The sequence below is a fragment of the Sorangium sp. So ce295 genome (genome assembly GCF_051527405.1).
GTDB classification, from domain to species: domain Bacteria; phylum Myxococcota_A; class Polyangia; order Polyangiales; family Polyangiaceae; genus Sorangium; species Sorangium cellulosum_B.
The window spans coordinates 6,424,026-6,443,392 of record NZ_CP150324.1; the positions used below are offsets into that span (position 1 = coordinate 6,424,026).

Below are 19,367 nucleotides of genomic sequence, written 5' to 3' on the forward strand. Positions count from 1 at the left end.
TTCCGCTCCTTGGCCAGGCTCACTGCTTGGGCAGGTGCTGCTGCTGCTTGATCCCATGGAAGAAGCGCTCGCAAAGGTACGAACGCATCGAGGGGTCGATCACCGCGTCGATGAGGATCGGCTCGTCCAGCGCGATCGCCTGCGCGAGCTGCTGGCGGAGATCGGCGCCCGTCCTCGCGGTGAACGACTTGACGTTGATATAGTGAGCGAACCTCGAGAACTCGAGGTGCTCCTGCCGGATCAGCGCGTGATCGCTCTCGTCCGTCGAGAGCGACGTCCACCTGCGGTTGTTCAGCACGATGACGATCGGACTCACCCCGAATCGCCTCGCGTGCATGAGCTCGAGCCCTGTCATGTGGAACGCGCCATCGCCGACGAGGACGATGGGGCGCTTGCCGCTGCCGAGCTGATAGCCGATCGCCCCCGGCACCGCGATCCCCATGCTCATGTAAAGCGACGACGTGAGGACGTCGGCCGGGCGCATGCTGAGCGACATGAAGAACGAGTCGCCGCAGTCCACGACGAGCACCGCGTCCGGCTCTGCCGCGAAATACCGATCGAGCTCCTGGGTGACCGTGAACGGGGTCAGCGGCTCGCTGTCGGGCTGGTCGCGGACGTCCCTCTCGGCGCTCGACGGCGCGTCGCCGGCCTCGAGAGACCGGGGCAACCCGGGCTGCTGAGACGCGGCCACCTCCGCCAGCGCGGAGACGAACTCCATCGTGGTCGCAGCAAAGATCTTCCGGCCAACCCGGACACGACCGTCGTAGGCATGAACGAGCCGCCCCACGGGGACGTTCCCCGCCACGCCCATATTGACGTCCGAGTTCGGCTCGCCGACGAGGAAGAGCAGATCGCACTCCTCGACCAGGGTACGGGTGGCGAGGTCGGGCGACGCGGGACCGGCGAAGACACCTCGGTAGTTCGGGTGGGCAGGGTCGAGCGTCCCTTGAGACATGGGCGTCGCCACCCAAGGCAGCCCGAGGGCGTCGACGATCCGCTCGGCCGGCCCCTCCAGCCGAAAGCGCTTGAGCTCGAGCCCTGGCACGAACACCGGCCTCGAGGCCTCGCGCAGCAGATCGAGCGCGTGGCGCGCGGCGCTGAACGCGTCCGCGGAGAAGCGCCCCGGCGTCGGAGGTGCCGGCGCCTTCCTCGGGACATAACGGACCTTCGAAAGGTAGAGGTCCCGAGGGATCTCGACGTAGACCGGGCGGGACGCCTCGAGGGCGACGCGGAGGGCGTCACGGATCTGCTCCGCGGCGACGTGCGGATCGTGGATCCGCGCCTGATGTGCGGTCACCTCGCGCATGATCCGGAGCTGCGCGTCATGATCCGTGACCTGGTGGTGAAGGAAGATCTCGGCTTCCCGCTCGCGCTTGCCGGGACCGCCGGACACCACGATCAACGGGACTCGCTCCACATAGGCCTGCGCAATGGCGTTGGTGGCGTTGAGGATCCCCACGCCGTAGGTGAAACACAGCGCGCCCGGGACGCGCCGCGCGACCGCATAGCCCAGCGCGGCGAGCGTCGTGCCGTATTCGTGCGACATCGTCCGGAGCCGCAGCCCGCTCGTACGCTCGAATTCGCGCGACAGCTGCATCGTGAAGTCGCCGGGAATGCAGAACAGATCTTCGATGCCGTGCTCGAGGAGGATGCTGCCGACCATCTGGCCGAGCGTCATCTCCTCGGACGCGCGAGGGATCGGCTGTTCGATGAACGCGATAGGTCGAGCGGCGGTCACTTGAGAGCTCCACGGCACAAAGAGGTCAACAACTCCTGGTCGAGCCCCTGGTCGAACGAGTACTTGAGGGGCGCGAGCGGGAAGCCTCGGAGGAACTCTTCGACCCGCGCCGCGACCACGGCAGGATCGATCTTCTTGAAGTAGAGATCACCGATGAACCCGGCCACCGTCTGGAAGTCCTTCTCGACGAGGTTGCGGCGGGTCATCGCCTGGACCCCCAGACGGATGCCGTGCACCCCGGGCTTGCCGGGGATCTCGATGTTGGTCGAGCGGATCCCACCCTGATGGAGCGTGTTCATGCAGAGGTTGAGCGCCTTGTCCGGGGTGCCCACGGCGAAATGGACCTGGTGCATCTCGGTGAAGCCGAACTCCTCCCCCGAGACGTCGAAGCCGAGGTCGTACAGGTGCCGAGCCAACGCCTTCGCGTTCTTGACGACCTGCTGCGCATACTCGCGGCCGAACACCTCCATCTCCTTGAGCGCCACCCACAGCGGCGGGAGCAGCTCGGCGTGGCAGTTGCTCTGAAGGTGCGGACACAGCCAGATGGAGGTCTCTGCTAGCAACGGATGGCCGCTGGATCGAAATCCAATGTAGCCCTTCTGCGGACCGGGGACGGTCTTGTGCGTGTTGCCGTGCACCACGTCCGCGCCGCACCGCAGCGGCGAGTCAAAGACCCCGCCCATGATGAGCCCGCCATCATGGCTCATGTCGTACGTCAACGTGCACGAGTCGGGCAGGACGGCTCGGATCTTGTCGAGCGGCTGCCAGCGCAGCTTGAAGGACTGGTCGAGGATGACGATCTTGATACGAGGGTTCTTCCGCGCCATGTCGTCGAGCCGCGCGACGTCGATGAGGAGCGACCTCGGGTCCACCGGGAGATGGAAGATCTCGATGCCAGCCTTCGACGCAAGGGCCTCCAGGGCGAAATGGCCACCATCCCTGTGCGCGAAATGGACCATGCCGTCGCCGCGCTTGCAGGCGGCCAGCATCAGCGCCTGCTCCGCGGGAGAACCGCCGTTCGGACGCCAGTCGAACGTCTCGGATTTGACGAGAGATCTCCCGAGCGCGCGGACCATGTCGGCCAGCTCGTTCATCTGACCGGACTCGGGGAAATACCACTCTCCAGGCGGCACGTCGAAGGGGAACGAGACGTGGTAGAAAGCGCCTGCGGTCGCGCTCGACGTGAAGCGCACGAGCGCGCTCGGATAGTTCTCATTCGCCGTGAGGCTGAGGGTCCGCTCCCGGTACCGGTAGTCCCGCTGGAGGTTGTCGGTCAGGAGGCTCGCGGCCTTCATCGCTTCGAATTTTGCGTCAGCCATGTTCAGCCTCTCAGGAGGTCATCCTCGATGCGGCACGCCTCATCGATGATCGCTTGATAAATGGTTTCGATGAACTCGCCTCGAAGCTGATGGCGGCTCCCCCGCTCCCTGCAGCGGCGCTTCACCTCGATGACGCGAGCGGGCTGCATGACGGGCGTAGCGCTCACCTTCTTGGCGAGAGCGACCTCCCGCACGATGTGCAGCCTGCGCCCTAGGAGGTCGACGAGCTCGTCATCGATGCGGTCGATCTGGTCCCTGAAGCCGTCAAGTGTCATGTTCTCGGCTATCCCCTGGCAATGCGCGCGCCTCGCGCGCGGCGGTACGTCAGATATCGGCGAGCTGGAAGATCCGGCGGCAGGTCTGCAGGAGGCGCGGATCTTCCTCGATGAGATCCGCCTTGATCTTGCGGAGCTCGTGGTGGAATCGCTCGCGCTCTCCTGCGGATACCTCGGCGTCCAGCGCTCGAAGTGAGGCCTGCAATCTCTCGCGCGCCTCCCCGGCGCAAGGGTTCGCGGACTGTATCTCCCAGTAGACCTCGGGGTGATTCTGCGTCATGCGCGCCACGAGGGACAGGAGAACGCGAAACGGCGGCGGCGCGAGGGCAGCGATGGACGACGCAGAGACCCCGGCCTGACACAGCGCCCTCCCGAAGGACAGGATGGCTGCGTGGCACATCGACTGCAGGGTCGCCATTGTCCGATCGTGCTCGTGCGGCTCGATGATGACCACCTTCAGCTGCCACTGCTCCAGGAGAGACAAGAACCCGGAGATCGCCGCGCCGCTCCGGTGAACCACGACCGCGACCGGTCGGCCTTTGGGGTCGAGATCACCCGAGAACATCGGGTTGATGCCGAGCACCGGTTGAGCTGGCCGATGCTTGTCGAGGAGGTCTCCAAATGGCGTCTTGATCGACAGCGTCTCTACGATGAGGCAGTCCGGGCGCAAGTGCGGCAGGATCTGCGGGAGAGCTCTCTCGAGCACGCCCTGCGACAGGGCGAGCACCACCGTGCGCGCCTGCGACAACGCGGCGCACGTGCGACCGCTCGGGCGGGTGATGTCGTCGGCGTGGAATGCGATCGCCGGGAGGGTCGGGGCCGCATCGGAGATGTCGATGCCGGTCACGTCGAGGCCCTCGCCGGAGAGCCTCGTCGCAAGGAACGCTCCGATCGAGCCCTTCGCTCCCACGACCACGCACCGGGCCGAAGCTGCGTTCGCGTCGTTCGCCATGGACGCCTCGCTCCTCACGGTCGAGACCTCCGCAGCTGCTCGACGGCCTCCACCACGCCGCGCGCCTTCACGATCGTCTCGGCAAACTCTTCGTTCGGGTCCGACAGGGCCGTGATCGCGCCGCCGACGCCGATCCACGCGTGCCCTCGGTCGATCGGGACCGAGCGGATGACGATGTTGAGATCGCACGCGCCGGAGAGCCCGAACCACCCGAAGGCCCCCGAGTAGACGCCGCGCGGGCCCTCCTCCAGCCGGTCGATGATCTCCATGGTGCGCTTCTTCGGGGCTCCGGTCATCGAGCCGCCGGGGAAGACCGCGCGGACACACTCGACCGCCGAGACCCCCGGCTTGAGCTGGCCGCGGATGGTCGAGACCAGCTGATGAACGTGCGAGTAGGTCTCGATGTCGAAGAGCTTCGGTACGTGGACCGAGCCGATGGTGCACACCTGGCCGAGATCGTTCCGTAAAAGATCGACGATCATGAGGTTCTCGGCGCGATCTTTCTCGTTCGCCCGGAGCTCCTCCGCCTGCTTGCGATCGTCGTCCTCGGTGCGGCCCCGAGGCCGGGTCCCCTTGATCGGCTTCGCCTCGGCCCGGCCGTTCCTGTCGACGCTGAGGAACCGCTCGGGCGAGGAGCTCACGAGATGGAAGTCGCCCACGCGGAAGTAGCCGGCGTGAGGCGCGGGCGTAAGGCTCCTCATCACGCAGTACAGCTCGAACGGCGGCTCCTCGAACGAGAAGTCGATCAGGTTCGTCAGGCAGACCTCGTAGCTCTCCCCGTTCACGATCTCGACGAGCGACTCGTGGATCTTCCGGATGTACGCCTCTTTGCCGAAGCGCATCACGGCGTTGTCGGCGATCCACCGTTCGACCTCCGCCAGCGACATCCTCTTCGACACGCGGGCGGACGGCGGCGCTGATCTCGGCGCCTCGACCTCGCGCCTCATCCGCGCCTCTACGGTGTCGAACCACGCCTCGGCGGCGCGTCCGGTCTCGTCGTCCGTGACGAGGTGGAGGAGGTAGCAGGTCCTCTCGGCGTGGTCGAAGGCCACGACCCGGGTCGCGAAGATGAAGGCCGCGTCGTGCGTTGGCGAGCGATGCGCGGCCGAGCCGATGGTCTCCGCCTTGAGCTCGTAGCCGAGGAATCCGACGTAGCCGAGGTTGAAGTCGAAGGGCAATCCTTGAGGGACCTCGACCCTGCTCTGCGCAAGCTTCGACCTGAGGAGGTCGAAGACGCTCTCCACCTTGACGGCACGGCTGTCCCCTCCCCGGACGACGTTGGCCTCTCGCGTCGTCGTGTCGTACGTCACGGTCTCGCCGAGGGGACCGTCAGCGTCGCCCATGAACGAGAACCGCGCGAAGCCTGACCGGGTCACGCTGCTCTCCAGGAGGAACGCGCTCTTCGAGCGAAGGAACTCGGCCCGAAACAGATCGACAGTTTCAGGAAAGTAACCGACTTTTCTATGGTGGATGCGGAAGGACGTCACGGCTACCCCCGTCAGGCCACGAGATGGTTGTTCTGCACCGAGGGGCGCGCCTTGTGAGACATGGCGATGTCCCGGAAGTTGCGCAGCAAATCCATGCCGGCCTCGGTGCAGATCGACTCAGGATGGAACTGAATCCCATACAGCGCGCGCGTCTTGTGCCGGATGCCGTGGATCATTCCATCCTGGTCCCACGCCGTGATAACGAAAGGGTCCTTCAGGTCGCGGACGACGAGGGAGTGATAGCGGACCACGCTCAGCTCTCGAGGCAGCCCCTCGAATACTCCTTCATTATCGTGGTGGATCGCGCTCACCCGTCCGTGCATCGGCGCCGGGGCATGCGCGACCTCCATACCATGGATGTATGCCATGCACTGATGACCGAGGCACACGCCCAGCAGCGGCACCTGCGCGTTCAAGATGGCCTTGACGCTTATTCCCACGTCCACCGGACGCGCGGGTGTCCCTGGCCCGGGAGAGACGATCACACAGTCGTACCGCGCGAGGTCGAGCGCCGCGAAGTCTTCCGTATTCAGCACAACGGTCGGCTCTTCGCCGCAGACCTCCCCCATGTACTGGAACAGGTTGTACGTGAATGAATCGAAGTTGTCGATGATCAGGGTTCTACAAGCCACCGCGCGCCTCGTCACGGAAAGGGTTTACCGCGCCATACGGCATCCGTTCGGAAGACCTTCCTCATCTCGCAAGCATCGGTTTCCACCTCCGCCGGGAAATTCTCTCATCTTCTGGTGCATGCCTCCAGCGCCCCGAGGCAGCGATCGCGTGCCGGCACAACGGCCCTGCCGACCGCGCCGCGGACGCGCGTCAAGACAATGAGGATGGCATGCCAGGACGGCTGGCAATCCATATCACGGGCCTGTCCTCGATCAACTCAAATTGGTTGGCGAGCGATGCCGCGTTGTTGCCATCTTCGCTCTGTGACCTACCGGCAGGCCAGCAGGCCAGTCGGCCGGCCAGCAGGCCAGTCGGCAATTGCGAAAACTTTCACCGACGGATGTCCGACATCGCTGAAGGTCAGATCGGTGGACGAATGAACCCTGGTGGGGTTGACGGTTCCGATCGCATGGGGGAGTCTCCTGCGCCTGTCCGTCGGCGCGATGGAGTTGGATTCGTGCTCGGATGGACGACGGAGTTGGCGCATGGGCCCGGCCTCTCGCCGGGCGCCCCGCCTCTGGCGAGCCAGGGGCTGCTCCGTCCGTCGTGCAGCTTGTCGTATCGTCACGCGGCGTGATGGCCGGCACTGCAGGGGACATGCCACCCATCTCGATCGCTGCGCGCCACGTATCCAGCGCACAACGCGGGGAGCTCGTCCAGGCGGACCAAGCAACCGCTTGCTCACGTAGGCAGGTCGATGCGCGCTCGATGGCGCGAGGCGAGCTGCTGGGCCGGGGCGCACGGGAATGGCGAGCGGACGGCGTCTCACGCTCTACCCTTCGTGTCAGAGCCATCGCCGGAGAGTTCTTCGCACGAATTTTACAGGGTCTCACACCTCTGACATCCAGCGACGATCGATGGATGGAGGTTCGCTCGGATCGATGATGCACGTCGTCACTTGCGGTGGGCTTGACCTCGTGGTACCCGATGCCCCGAACCTCGTAGACCCTGTTGGTCGTTCGCCCCGGAGTCGGGATGTCAGCGTCGAGGTGATAGAGGAGCGATATGCAACACGTCGAGGCCAGCGCGCCGGAAGGCGATACCGTAGCGTCGTGGTATGAGAAGGCGACGGTGCGCTACACCCCACGGATTCTGATCCCTGAGCGCTCCAGCGGGGAGCTGCTCTACCCCACGGCACGCAGCATCGTTTGCGATCACCCGCTGGTCGCGTCGCGCGGTGGTGCAGTGCAGTCGTACATCCTGGCCCAAGCCGCGTATCAGTTCCTCTACGGGGTCGGGCTGCTCGAGACGAAGTTCGTCATCGATTGCAGCCTGAATATTCTCCACGACCACATCAAGGGCGCCAGCGATGTCGACAAGCTACAGGCGCTCACGGTGATCGTCGACGAGGGCTACCACGCCTACGTGGCGCTCGACTACATCGTCCAGATGAAGCAGAAGATTGGCGTCGAGCCGCTGCAGGTACCCGAGTCGAACTGGAAGCTCGACGCGGCGGCGCGCGCCAGCGCGAGCTTGCCGGAGAGCATGAGGATGGACTTCCAGCTCCTCGCGGTGACGCTCGCCGAGAACGTGCTCACCGCCGAGATCGCGAGCCTGGGCAAGGAGAAGGAGGTCGCGAGGTCGTTCGCGCGGGTGATGGGCGACCACGTCCTCGATGAAGGGCGGCACTCCAAGTATTTTGCGAAGCTCCTGAAGTCGAGCTGGGCTCGGCTTCCCCGGGAGACGCAGGAGGCGTTCCGCGCGATGTTGCCCGGTTACCTCGACGATTTTCTGGGCGTCGACTTGAACCGCGGGTTCGAGCGCAAGGTGCTCGCCGCGCAGGGATTCAGCGCCGAAGGGATCGATCGCATCATCGCTGACACCCAGGAGAGGTTCGTCGCGGAGCACAAGGACGCCGCGGAGAAGACGAAGGTCAGGCTCTTCGCCCTGCTGAAGCAGGTCGGCGTGTTCGAGCTCTCGGATTCGATCGCTCGGCAATAGGCGGCAGAGCGCCTCTCGAGACCTCCCGTCGATCGCGGAGCCGAGGGTCGCCCCATAGGAACACCACCTGAACGCGCGGCGCTGGGACGCGCAGGACGCGCGGCGCTGCACCAGGCGGGCGCCCGCTCCCCGCTACCCGGCCTGCGCGGCGGCGGCGTCGAGCAGCCAGACGAGCCGCCCGGGCCCGCCGCGCACGACCCGCGCCGGCACCTCATCGGCCGGGCCGGGCCGCTTCGCCAGCGCCACGACCCCGCGCTTGCCCGCCCCGCGGGCCAGGAGCAGCTTCAGCCGCGCCTCCTGGATCACCGGCGCCGTCAGCGTGAGCCGCGGCTCCAGCCCCTTGTCCGGCTGCGCCGGGATCGCGGCGACCAGGCGGTCCTCGATGCCCGCCGCCCCCGTCCCGGGGAACAGCGAGGCCGTGTGCGCGTCGTCGCCGATCCCGAGCGTCATCACGTCGAAGGAGACCGCCGACGCGACCCCGAACCGCGCCCGCAGGAGCCGCTCGTACCGCGCCGCCGCCCCGGCGGGGTCCTGCGACTCGCCCTCCATGCGGAAGAAGCGCTCCTCCGGGATGGGGGCCGCCGCCAGATCCCGGCGCGCGGCGCCGTAGTTCGAGCGGGGGTGATCGGGCGCGACCGCGCGCTCGTCCACCCAGAACCACTCGGTCTGCGCCCATGGGAGCGAGAGCGCCGCGAGCCGCTGGTACGCCTCCGACGGCGTGCTCCCGCCCGACAGCGCGACGCGCGCGACGCCGCGCGCGTCGACCGCCGCCGCGATGGCGCGCGCGATGAGCTCCGCCCCGAGCCGCGAGAGCTCCGCAGCGTCCGCCGCGACGAGGGTCTCCTCACCACCGTTCATCTCGGTCCTCCTGTCGGCGCTCGTCAAAGGGCGCTCCACTTCGCCGCGGCGAGCACCGCCTCGCGCAGCAGCCGATCGCCCTCCAGCGAGTCGATCGTCTTCGCCAGCACCCACGTCTCGTCCCGGTAGCCGAGCGGGTGCAGGTGCTCTGCCGACCGCGCCCCCTCCATCGTCCACCGCACCGTGCCGGGCGCCTTGTCGAGGCGCACGCAGCCGAGCGCCAGCGGCTCGCCGCGCAGCGACGTCCACAGGCGCACGCCGTCGAGCCGCCGCCACGCCTGCGCGTCCGCCGGCGCCGGCGGCCCGTCGATCAGCGCGATCTCGATCGGCGCCCCGTCCGCGCCGCGGGCCTGGCCGACCACGCCGCCGGACGGCGCGGGCCCCCGCGACTCGAACGTCCAGCCGAGCCGCGAGCCCATCCAGCCGAGGAACAGCGCCGCCGGATCCGGCTTCGCCCCCGCGCTGCGCGCGATCTCCACCCGCCGGATCGCCCGGCACGCCTCCGGCATGTCGTCGAAGAACCGGGCCACGAGCTCGCGGAACGAGAACGTCCGCACGAACGCCCGGTCCGCGAGCGGCGCCCTCGTCCCGCGCGCGACCTCCGCGATGCGCTCGATGCACGTCTCGGCCGAGTCGAACACCAGCCGATCGCAGATCGGCGCGAGCGCGTCGCCGAGCACGTTCGGCGCGCCAGGCGCGAGCTCGACGATCACGGCCACGTCGGAGATCGTGAGCGCGCTCACGATCGAAGCCACGCGCTCGGCCGCGGCCACCCCGAACGTGAGCTCCACGCGGTCGTAGCAGATCGGCACCTCGCCGGCGCGGCGGCACGTGGCCGACCAGTCGGCCTGGACGCTCAGCGGGTCGAGCCCGTCGTCGAGCGTGATGAGCAGGGTGCGGCCCGCGTGCGTCTCGGCGAGGTCCTCGGCCTGCTCCTTCAGGCGCTCGACCTCGGCGCGGCTCCCCACCGCCACGAAATTGAGGGTCGACGCGCGCGTCTTCGGGGCCGGCTCCGCCCGCGACTCGTCGGGCGCCGACCAGAACTCGGCGAGCTCCGACTCGACCCGCTTGATGACGTCGGCGACGCGGCTCACGGCCGCCTCCACGCCCGCTCCGGGGCCTTCCCCCCGTCGCCGGCCCCGCACACGGCGCGTACGTCGTCCGACGAGGGCTCGACGAGGGCGTCGGCCTCCGGCGGGCCCCAGCTGCCCGCGGCGTAGCGCGCGATCGGCGCACTCTGCGTCCGCCACCCCTCGAAGATCGGATCGACGAAGCCCCACTGCGCCTCGACCTCGTCGGCGCGCGTGAACAGCGTGGCGTCGCCGCGCAACGCGTCGAGCAGGAGCCGCTCGTACGCCTCGGGCGTGCTGGAGCCGAACGCGGCGCCGTACCGGAAATCCATCGTGACGCCGCGGATCGCGATGCCGCCGCCCGGGATCTTCGCCGCGAAGCGGAGCGAGATGCCCTCGTCGGGCTGGAGGCGCATCACGAGCGCGTTCGGCTCCTCGGTGGCGCCGGGGGCGCCCTTGAACAGGCCGTGCGGGAGCGGCTTGAAGTGCAGCACCACCTCGGCCACCCGCTTCGCCAGCCGCTTGCCGGCGCGCAGGTAGAACGGCACCCCGCCCCAGCGCCAGCTGTCCAGGTGGAGCTTCATCGCGACGTAGGTCTCCGTCGTCGAGTCCTTCGCGACGTCCGGCTCCTCCGTGTAGCCGGGCACCTTCTCGCCGCGCACCATGCCGGGCGCATACTGCCCGCGCACCGTCGACGACAGCGCGTCCGGGCCCGCGATCGGCCGGAGCGTGCGGAGCACCTTCACCTTCTCGTCGCGCACCGCGTCCGCGTCCCACGACGACGGCGGCTCCATCGCGACCAGCGTGAGCAGCTGGAGCGCGTGGTTCTGCACGATGTCCCGCGTGATGCCGACCTTCTCGTAGAACTTGCCGCGCCCCTCGACGCCGATCTCCTCGGCCACGGTGATCTGCACGTGATCGACGTGCTGGCGCGACCAGAGCGGCTCGAAGATCGTGTTGCCGAACCGCAGGACGAGGAGGTTCTGGACGGTCTCCTTCCCGAGGTAGTGGTCGATCCGGTAGATCTGCGACTCCGCGAGGTGGGCGAGCAGGTCGCGGTTGAGGGCGCGGGCGCTCTCCAGATCCTCGCCGAACGGCTTCTCGACGACGACGTGCTGGAACGGCGCGTCCTTCTCGTGCGACGGCGGCGCGACGAGGTTCGCCGCGCGCAGGCCGCGCACGATGGGCGCGAACTGATCGGGGGCGACGGCCAGGTAGAAGACCCGGTTCTTGCGGGTGCCGCGCTCGGCGTCGAGCCGCTCGAGCTCCGCCGCGAGCCGGGTGTACGTCTCGGCCTCGTCGAACGCCCCCTGGACGTAGCTGATGCCCTTCTCGAGCTCGCTCCAGGTCGCCTCCTCGAGCGGGCGGCGCGAGTACTTCCCGACGGCCTCGCGCATCTCCTTCGCGAAGTCCGGCTTCGGGCGCCGCGCCACGCCGACGACGGCGAAGCCGCCGGTGAGGAGCCGGCTGAGCGTCAGGTTGTAGACCGCGGGCAGCAGCTTGCGCCGCGTCAGGTCGCCCGAGGCGCCAAAGATGACGAGCGCGGCCGGCGAGGCGGTGCGCTCCTCGGGCATCCCTTCGCGAAGCGGGTTCTTCTCGGCTTGGGTCATGGTGGATGAGCTCCGGTCGGTGACGACGACGGGCACGATGCTCGCGCGCCTCCGCGGCGTAGGGTAGTCCGGATCGCACGCGCGGGCGCGGAACGAAGCGAGAGCGATGCCGGAGGTCGCGCGACGAGCGCGACGACGACCTCGCGCGGGCGTGCCAGCGGAGCGCGCCCGCCGAGCGTGCCCGCACAGCCCGGCGCCCGCGCCGAGCGTGCCCGTCGGCTCGCGGCGCCCTTCCATCCGATCGCGACCGGTACTAGGCTGCTCCGCGCGATGGCCGCGCCGGTGCTCCCGCGAATCCGCGTCCCCCACCCCCACGTGCGAAGCGATAGCCAGGTGCTCGCCGGGAGCCCCCACGTCCTCGGGTCGCGCGTCCCGGTCCGGCGGCTCTGGGCGTGGCACCGCGGCGGCGCGTCGGTGGAGACGCTGCTCAAGCGGTACCCGAACCTCGGGCCCGCGCGCGTGCTCGACGCGCTCGCGTTCGCGTACGACAACCAGGACCTCATCGAGGCCGACATCGCGCGCGAGCAGCTGCTCTTCAAGAAGCAGGGCGGGCCCACGGTCGGCGCGCGCCCGCTTTCTCAGCTGAACCTCCCCTTCGACGAGGACGACGAGTGAGCGGCGCCCGAGAGGGCGCGGCCGGCAAGGGACGGGGCGCGCGCCGCGCGTGAGGCGCCGCGGGCGAGACGCCGTGCGCGCCGCGCGAGCTCCCTCGGGCCATATATATATGTGAAACGCCTCGCGCCACCTGCGATGCAGACCGCCGTCCCCGCGCGATGAGCTCAGCTTGATTCTTTACAGCCATCCTGACTTGGGGCAATGAGGGCCGTCCGTCGCTGGAGCCCGCGGTGCGGGGCTGCTCGGCATTACGAGTGACCGTCGCGCAGGATCGCGGCTGTCCCAGCTTTCAAGTTCGCGGCTGCTGGTATAGGGTCCGCGCTCCATGGGGTACCGATCGAGGTGCCGGAGGGATTCTGAGATGAGCGTCAATCGATGGAAGTTGTTTGCGATGCCCGTGGCCCTTCTCGGCCTGGCTTCGCCTCTCCTCGTGAACTGCGGCGGCAAGGGGATCCCGGGTGCGGACAGCCTTCCTGGCCCCGCCGGTGACCTGGCGTCGGCCGCGAGCGGCTGCGACGAGATGAAGAACGGCGGCATCGCGAACCTGAAGTTCGACGGCGGCGCCGAGGTCGAGGGAAAGATCAAGGGCTTCCTCGAGGCGGCCGCGTCGCTCGACAAGCTCACCGTCGCCATGGAGGCGGACCTCATCGCCTCGTGCGCCAAGCTCGGCAAGGACCTCGGCATGAGCGAGGCGGAGCTGAAGGCCGATCCGAGCGGCGGCAAGGGCGCCGAGAAGGTCTGCGGCGCGGTCTCGGCCAAGGTGAACGCCGCCGTCAAGGCGAACGCCGAGGCGAAGATCACCGTCCAGATCGATCCGCCGAAGTGCTACGCCGACATCACCGCCATGCAGAAGTGCCTCGGCGACTGCGGCTCGCCGGTGCAGCCCGGCAAGCTCGAGGCGAGCTGTGAGGGCGGCGAGATCAGCGGCAAGTGCGACGCCGAGTGCAAGGGCAAGTGCAGCGTCGAGGCCGGCGCGGCGTGCACCGGCACCTGCAACGCGAGCTGCTCGGGCAAGTGCGACGTCGGCTTCAAGGGCACCTGCGGCGGCAAGTGCGACGGCAAGTGCGACGGCAAGGACTCGAAGGGCGCGGCGTGCGCCGGCACCTGCGAGGGCAAGTGCGACGCCAAGGCCGAGGGCTCCTGCTCGGGCACCTGCGAGGGCAGCTGCTCCGGCTCCTGCGAGGTCAAGGCCGCGGCGAAGTGCTCCGGCTCGTGCTCCGGCGGCTGCAGCGCCGAGATCAAGGAGCCGAAGTGCTCGGGCGAGTTCAAGCCCCCGAGCGTCGACCCGAGCTGCCAGATGCAGTGCACGGCGAAGACCGCCGGCGAGGCGAAGTGCGATGCGCCGAACGTCCGCATCGTGGCGACCGGCAAGGTGAACGCCGACGCGCAGAAGCTCGTCGCCGCGCTCCGCACGTCGCTCCCGGCGATCGCGAAGGTGCAGCTCGGCTCCGGCAAGAAGCTGGCGGCGGCGGTGTCCGGCGTCGGCAAGGCGGGCGTCGAGGTGAAGGACGTGGCGCTCAAGGCCGGCGGCAAGGCGGTCGCCTGCGTCGCGGCCGCGGTCGACGCGTCGGCCAGCGCGACGGCCTCGATCGACGTCAACATCAAGGCGAGCGCGAGCGTCAGCGGCTCGGCGAGCGGTTCGGCCAGCGGCGGGACCTGATCCCCGGCGCGGCCTGAGCGCGGACGCGGCGGCGGTCCCCTCCCGGGGGCTGCCGCCGTCGTCATTTCAGGCGCCGAATCCGGGCTCGCGGCGCAGATCTGGGTGCGAGCTCACTTTTCCGGTCGCGGCGCGCGGGGCGCGATGGCCGAGATCGGCGCCGGATGCGCCGCCCAACGTTGCACGCAGGTTTCTTGGCCAGACAGCCGCGATGCGGCAAGCCGTCGAGGCGGCGTGCCTCAGGCAGGCGGCCAGGCCATTGCGCGCTGTCGCGGCGCTCGTCCGGGGTATCATGGTGCGTCGGCGAACGATGACGGGGTACTCGGAAGGGCAGGAGCGATGGTCGGCGATCCCTTGATCGAGCGCGGCGCCAGGATCGGCGAGTACACGATCGCCGATCGCCTCGGCGAGGGCGGCTTCGGCGCCGTGTTCCGCGGCCGTGACGGGGCCGGAAACGACGCCGCCATCAAGATCTTCAAGGATGTGAGCGCCCAGAACGCCGGGCAGCTCTTCGCCCAGCAGAACGAGATCGAGGCGCTGCTCCGCCTGCGCCACCCCTCGCTCGTCAAGCTCTCCTCGTACGGCGTCCTGGACGGCGTGGGCCTCTACCTGGCGATGGAGCTCGTGCAGGGCGAGACGCTCGACCGGTACCTCGCACGGATGGGCTCGCTCGACACGATCGAGGCCCTGCGCATCGCGCGCCGCGTGGCCGAGGCGCTCGCGCACTGCCACGCGCTCAACGTCCTCCACCTCGACCTCAAGCCGAGCAACATCGTCCTCACCGATCCGTACGAGCCCCGGCTCAAGATCCTCGATTTCGGCCTGGCGACGCTCACCGTGAGCTTCCAGCCCGAGCACACGCGCGTCAACGCGGGCACCATCGCGTACCTGGCGCCCGAGTGCCTGAAGCGGGGCGCGCTCGGGCGCCCGAGCCCCCGGATGGACCTCTACGCGGTCGGCGTCATGCTCTACGAGCTGCTCGCCGGCCGGCTCCCGTTCTCGGACGGCACCGTCAACAGCGTCATCAACCAGAAGGTCTACGGCACGCTCGTGCCGCTCGCCCACGCGGCGCCCGAGACGCCGGCGCCCGTCGTCGCGCTCGTCGAGGAGCTCCTGGAGCGCGACCCGGCGCGGCGCTTCTCCAGCGCGGCCCGGCTCTGCGCGCGGCTCAAGGAGCTCTATTACGTCACGCTCCACGGCACCTCGCAGCCCCCGGCCGGGGCCGAGGCGCAAGCGCACGAGCGCGACGCCGCCGGGCCGGAGACCTTCGACGACGCGCACGACGCGCCCTTCGTCGGCCGCGAGCAGGAGCTCGGGCGGCTCATCGAGCTCGTCCAGGGCGCGGTGCGCGGCGAGCCGCGGCCGGCCGTGGTGGTCGGCGACACGGGCGTCGGCAAGAGCCGCCTCGTCGCCGAGCTGCTCCGGAGCGCCGAGCAGGCGGGCACGGCGATCGTCGCGTACGGCCGGTGCAGGGAGCTCTCCGGGCTCGTGCCCTACTCCGCGATCCGCGAGGCGCTGACGCAGATCGCGCTCTGGCTGGAGCGGCACGGCGACAGCCGGGCGGCGCGCATCCGCCGGCTGGTGAGCCTCGTGATCGCCGACGACGCCGCCCTCCTCCGGGGGCTCGTGCCGGAGCTGACGCGCGCGGTCGGGCTCGCCGACGAGGGCGGCGCCATCGGCCCGGGCGGAACGCGCTGGGTCGCCGAGCTGATCCTGCGGCTGCTCGGCGCGATCTCCGAGGAGATCCCGGTCGTGCTCGCGATCGAGGACGTGCACTGGGCCGACGAGGCGACGCAGGAGGTGCTGCTGCGCCTCTCGGATCAGCTCGGCGAGATGCCGGTGCTCCTGCTCGGCACGGCGCGGCCGCCCTTCGCTCGCGGCTCGTCGCTGCCTCCGCCCGGGTCATCGCTGCCCCCGCCCGGCTCGTTGCTGCCTCCGCCCGGCTCGTCGGCGCTGCGCGGCCCGCCGGGCTCGTCGCCGATGACGCCGCGCTCGGCGGGGTGGCTCGCGTGGAAGGACGTCGAGCGCCTCGACCTCGGCCCGCTCCGGCCCGAGGAGAACCGGGCGCTCCTCTCCGCGCTCGGCCGCGGCGCGGGCGACGACCTCGTCCAGGAGCTCGTGCGCCGCGTCCCGCTGCTCGCCGCGGGCAACCCGCTCTTCAACATCCAGGTCGTCCGCAACATGGAGACCGAGGGCTTCCTGCAGCGCAGCCGGAGCGGCGCGCTCGAGATCTCCCGCGCCGACGCGCATTACCTCGCGCCCGCGTCGGTCTCGGACGTCCTCTCGCGCAGCATCGACGCGCTCGATCCCACGACGGTCCAGGTCCTCGGCGTCGCCGCGCTCATCGGCCGCCAGTTCCTGCGCGACGATCTTGTCGAGCTCGGGCTCTTCGACCCGGCGGAGGTCGACAGCGCCCTGCGCGACGCCGCGGCGCACTACGTCTGCCTCGGCGAGGACGGAGGCCTCGCGTCGTTCTCGCACGACGCGGCGCGCGAGCAGCTCGCCGCCCGCGTGCCGCCCGAGGAGCGCCCCGACTACCACGGGCGCATCGCGCGGCGCATCGAGCTGCGCGGCGGCGATCCGGGGACGCTCGCGCACCACGTCGAGCGCGCCGGCGATCTCGACCGCGCCGCGTCGACGTACCTGCTCGCGGCGAACGAGGCCGATCGGCTCCAGGATCCGCACGGCGCCAGCCGCCGGCTGAAGCAGGCGCTCGCGCTGCTCGAGCGGCTGCCGCTCGACCCGGGGCGGATCGAGCTCAGGGCCCGCTGCGCGCACGAGCTCGCGCGCGTGGCGTGCCTGCTCGGCAGCACGGCGGAGCCGCTCGATCTGCTCCGCCGCACGCAGGGGGCGCTGCCGGAGACGCCGCTCGTCACGGCGGCCCTCTCCAGCGCGCTGTCGCGCGTGCACTACGTGCGGGGCGAGTTCGCCGACGCGGTGGCCCACAGCCGCAAGGCGCTCGAGGCGATCGGATCGAGCCCGGAGCTGCGCCCGTACCAGTGCCTGCCGGCGAACATCCTCGGGCGCGCGCTGTGCGCGGCCGGCAAGGTGGGCCCGGCGACCGAGCCGCTCCGCCGCGGCTGCGAGCTCGCGGAGGCGGCGGGCGAGTACGTCGAGCTCTGCCACTCGCGCGGCATCCTCTGCGTCGCGCTGAGCCAGTCCGGCTTCTACGCCGAGGCCGAGCAGAACGCCGCGGACGCCGCGCGCCTCGCCGAGCGCCTGCGCGACCCGGTGCGGCTGCTCGGCACGTGGTTCTACCACGCGGTGCTCGCGGAGGGCCGGTTCGACTGGGATCTCGGGGTCCGGTCGACAGCGCAGCTGCTCTCGTACGCCGAGGAGCACGGCCTGAGCGGGCTCTATCTGTACATGGGGACGATGTACGCGGGCCGGCACCAGTTCCACATGGGCCAGCTCACGCGGGCCCGCGTGTTGATCGCGAACGCCGTCAACCTGAGCGGCGTGCTGGGCATCGGCATGGGGCGCGGCTGGGCGGAGGGGTACCTGGGCGACGTGTACTTCGTGCAGGGCCTGCTTCGCGAGGCGCTGGCCGCCTACGAGCGGGCGATCGAGATCGGCTCGGCGGGGACGGGCGACGCGTACGCCGTGAGCCTCGGCAGGGTCGGCCGGATGCACGCGCGGGCGCTGCTCGCCGACGACGCCGGCCAGGCCGGCGATCTCGCCGCGTACGGCCGGGAGACGCTCGATCTCATCCGCGCGTCGGGCAACCGGACGCTGCTGGTGACGGCGCTCGAGCGTCACGCCGAGGCGCTCGACGCGCTGGGCGACGGGGGGGCTGCGCGCGGCGTCCGCGCCGAGCGCGCGGCGCTCGTCGAGGAGCTCGGCCTGACGGATCCGACGTTCTGGCCGCGCGTCCCGGCCGAGGCGGCGTTCCAGGGCCCCCCGCGGGCGTACTGGGTCGATCTGCCGCGCGAGGTCCGGAGCGCGGGCCCGAGCAACGTCGGCACGACGCAGATCGTGGGCGCGACGGTGGCGGAGCTCGCGGCGGCGGCGACGATCGCGGTCCCGGAAGAGGAGCTCGGCGGGCCGACGATCGTGGCGATCCCGCGCCTCCGCCACGTCACGCTGCTGGAGACGCTGGCCTCGGTGGAGGGCTTCGTCCCCCGCTTCGACGGGCCGGAGGCCCCGCCGGTCGCCAAGTGACGGCGGAGGACGGCGGCGCCACGCGGGCGGGGCTGCGCGAGCAGGGATCCGCGGCCGCTTCGAAGGTCGCCTCGACGGCGGGCAGTGAGCGTGATGCGCGCTGCGCGGGCGCTGCCGCGGCGCCGGCCGGCGCGGTCGAGGTCGTGCGCACGGCGCTCGCCCACGCCTGGGCGATGCTGTTCCTCGTCGTGCTGCTCCCCGTCGGGCTGCTCTGCTTTCCCTTCGATCCCCGGCAGAAGATGCACGACCGGCTCTCGGTCGTCTGGGCGCGCGGGGCGCTCTGGCTCGTCGGCGTGCGCGTCGAGGCCGAGGGCGTCCAGCACGCGCGGCCCGGGGAGCGGTACGTGATCGCGGCGAACCACCAGAGCACGCTCGACATCCTCGCGTTGCTCGTGGTGCTCCAGGGGCGCACGCCGATGCGCTTCCTGGCGAAGCGCGCGCTGTTCCGCGTGCCGGTGCTGGGCTGGGGCATGCGCCTGTACGGCCACACGCCTGTCGATCGTCACCGGCAGCACGCGCGCGCCCGCGGCGCGCTCGCGGATCTCGGCGAGGCGCAGCGCAACGTGATGCAGCGGTGGTCGACGATGTTCTTCCCCGAGGGAACGCGGAGCGCGACGGGCCGGCTCCTGCCCTTCCGGCTGGGCGCGTTCCGGACCGCCTCGGCCGCGGGCGCGCGCGTCCTGCCGGTGACCATCGACGGCGCGGGCGCGCTCCAGCCGAAGGGGCGTTATGCCGCCGCGCCCGGCGTCGTGCGGGTCGTTGTGCACCCGCCGCTCGACCCGACGGGGGCGTCGCTCGAGGCGCTGCACGCCTCGATGGAGGCGTGCAGGTCCGCCGTGGCGTCGGCGTTGCCGGAGGCGCTCCGGGAGGGGGGCGAGGCGGGAAGCGGGTGACTCATGGGGGGAGCGACGTGGGCACCGTCGCCTTCTCCGAACGCCGCCGATACTCGCTCCGCACCCTGGCGCAGCCGTCAACTCCAGGAGTACAGCGTGCCGGTGGGACTCCCTCCAAC

14 protein-coding genes are annotated in these 19,367 nt (G+C 70.2%); 5 read left to right on the forward strand and 9 right to left on the reverse strand.

Annotation, left to right across the window (positions count from 1 at the left end; translation table 11 throughout):
* Positions 1-19 precede the first annotated feature (19 nt).
* The 6 genes from WMF11_RS24225 to WMF11_RS24250 all read right to left on the reverse strand — a co-directional run bounded on the left by WMF11_RS24225 (position 20) and on the right by WMF11_RS24250 (position 6,403).
* The gene (locus tag WMF11_RS24225) at positions 20-1,738 is read right to left on the reverse strand and encodes a thiamine pyrophosphate-binding protein (RefSeq protein ID WP_437979078.1); all 1,719 of its coding nucleotides are present in this window, start codon (positions 1,736-1,738) and stop codon (positions 20-22) included.
* Positions 1,735-3,057, reverse strand: a complete 1,323-nt coding sequence (locus WMF11_RS24230) for a hypothetical protein (RefSeq protein WP_437979079.1) — start codon at positions 3,055-3,057, stop codon at positions 1,735-1,737. The genes WMF11_RS24225 and WMF11_RS24230 overlap by 4 nt, the downstream gene beginning before the upstream one ends.
* Positions 3,058-3,059: 2 nt before the next feature.
* Entirely contained in the window at positions 3,060-3,332 is a 273-nt protein-coding gene (locus tag WMF11_RS24235) for a chorismate mutase (protein WP_437979080.1), read from the reverse strand.
* A gap of 49 nt (positions 3,333-3,381) precedes the next feature.
* Complete coding sequence (locus WMF11_RS24240; protein WP_437979081.1) at positions 3,382-4,284, reverse strand: prephenate dehydrogenase dimerization domain-containing protein; 903 nt, start codon at positions 4,282-4,284, stop codon at positions 3,382-3,384.
* Positions 4,285-4,298: 14 nt separating this feature from the next.
* Entirely contained in the window at positions 4,299-5,660 is a 1,362-nt protein-coding gene (gene pabB, locus WMF11_RS24245; protein WP_437979082.1) for an aminodeoxychorismate synthase component I, read from the reverse strand.
* A gap of 122 nt (positions 5,661-5,782) precedes the next feature.
* Positions 5,783-6,403: an anthranilate synthase component II gene (locus tag WMF11_RS24250; RefSeq protein ID WP_437979083.1), complete on the reverse strand. Its 621-nt coding sequence runs from the start codon at positions 6,401-6,403 to the stop codon at positions 5,783-5,785.
* Between the two features lie 1,045 nt (positions 6,404-7,448).
* On the opposite strand from WMF11_RS24250, the gene WMF11_RS24255 reads away from it, so the two are divergent.
* Positions 7,449-8,384, forward strand: coding sequence for a diiron oxygenase (locus WMF11_RS24255; RefSeq protein WP_437979084.1), 936 nt, complete (start codon positions 7,449-7,451; stop codon positions 8,382-8,384).
* Positions 8,385-8,516: 132 nt separating this feature from the next.
* On the opposite strand, the gene pgl is transcribed toward WMF11_RS24255, so the two are convergent.
* From pgl to zwf, 3 genes are read right to left on the reverse strand one after another with little or no spacing between them, the layout of a single operon-like run.
* Positions 8,517-9,242 carry a 6-phosphogluconolactonase gene (gene pgl / locus WMF11_RS24260; RefSeq protein ID WP_437979085.1) on the reverse strand — a complete coding sequence of 242 codons (726 nt, stop codon included), beginning with the start codon at positions 9,240-9,242 and terminating at the stop codon, positions 8,517-8,519.
* A 23-nt stretch (positions 9,243-9,265) separates the two neighbouring features.
* A complete protein-coding gene (locus WMF11_RS24265) occupies positions 9,266-10,336 on the reverse strand; it encodes a glucose-6-phosphate dehydrogenase assembly protein OpcA (protein WP_437979086.1) in 1,071 nt (356 codons plus the stop codon).
* A complete protein-coding gene (zwf, locus tag WMF11_RS24270; protein WP_437555057.1) occupies positions 10,333-11,922 on the reverse strand; it encodes a glucose-6-phosphate dehydrogenase in 1,590 nt (529 codons plus the stop codon). The genes WMF11_RS24265 and zwf overlap by 4 nt, the downstream gene beginning before the upstream one ends.
* Before the next feature lie 177 nt (positions 11,923-12,099).
* On the opposite strand from zwf, the gene WMF11_RS24275 reads away from it, so the two are divergent.
* The 4 genes from WMF11_RS24275 to WMF11_RS24290 all read left to right on the forward strand — a co-directional run bounded on the left by WMF11_RS24275 (position 12,100) and on the right by WMF11_RS24290 (position 19,248).
* Positions 12,100-12,537: a DUF433 domain-containing protein gene (locus WMF11_RS24275; RefSeq protein WP_437979087.1), complete on the forward strand. Its 438-nt coding sequence runs from the start codon at positions 12,100-12,102 to the stop codon at positions 12,535-12,537.
* 361 nt (positions 12,538-12,898) lie between these two features.
* Entirely contained in the window at positions 12,899-14,197 is a 1,299-nt protein-coding gene (locus WMF11_RS24280; RefSeq protein WP_437910778.1) for a hypothetical protein, read from the forward strand.
* A gap of 336 nt (positions 14,198-14,533) precedes the next feature.
* Positions 14,534-18,355 carry a serine/threonine-protein kinase gene (locus WMF11_RS24285; protein ID WP_437979088.1) on the forward strand — a complete coding sequence of 1,274 codons (3,822 nt, stop codon included), beginning with the start codon at positions 14,534-14,536 and terminating at the stop codon, positions 18,353-18,355.
* The gene (locus tag WMF11_RS24290) at positions 18,352-19,248 is read left to right on the forward strand and encodes a lysophospholipid acyltransferase family protein (RefSeq protein ID WP_437979089.1); all 897 of its coding nucleotides are present in this window, start codon (positions 18,352-18,354) and stop codon (positions 19,246-19,248) included. Before WMF11_RS24285 ends, WMF11_RS24290 begins: the two co-directional genes overlap by 4 nt.
* Positions 19,249-19,367 lie beyond the last annotated feature (119 nt).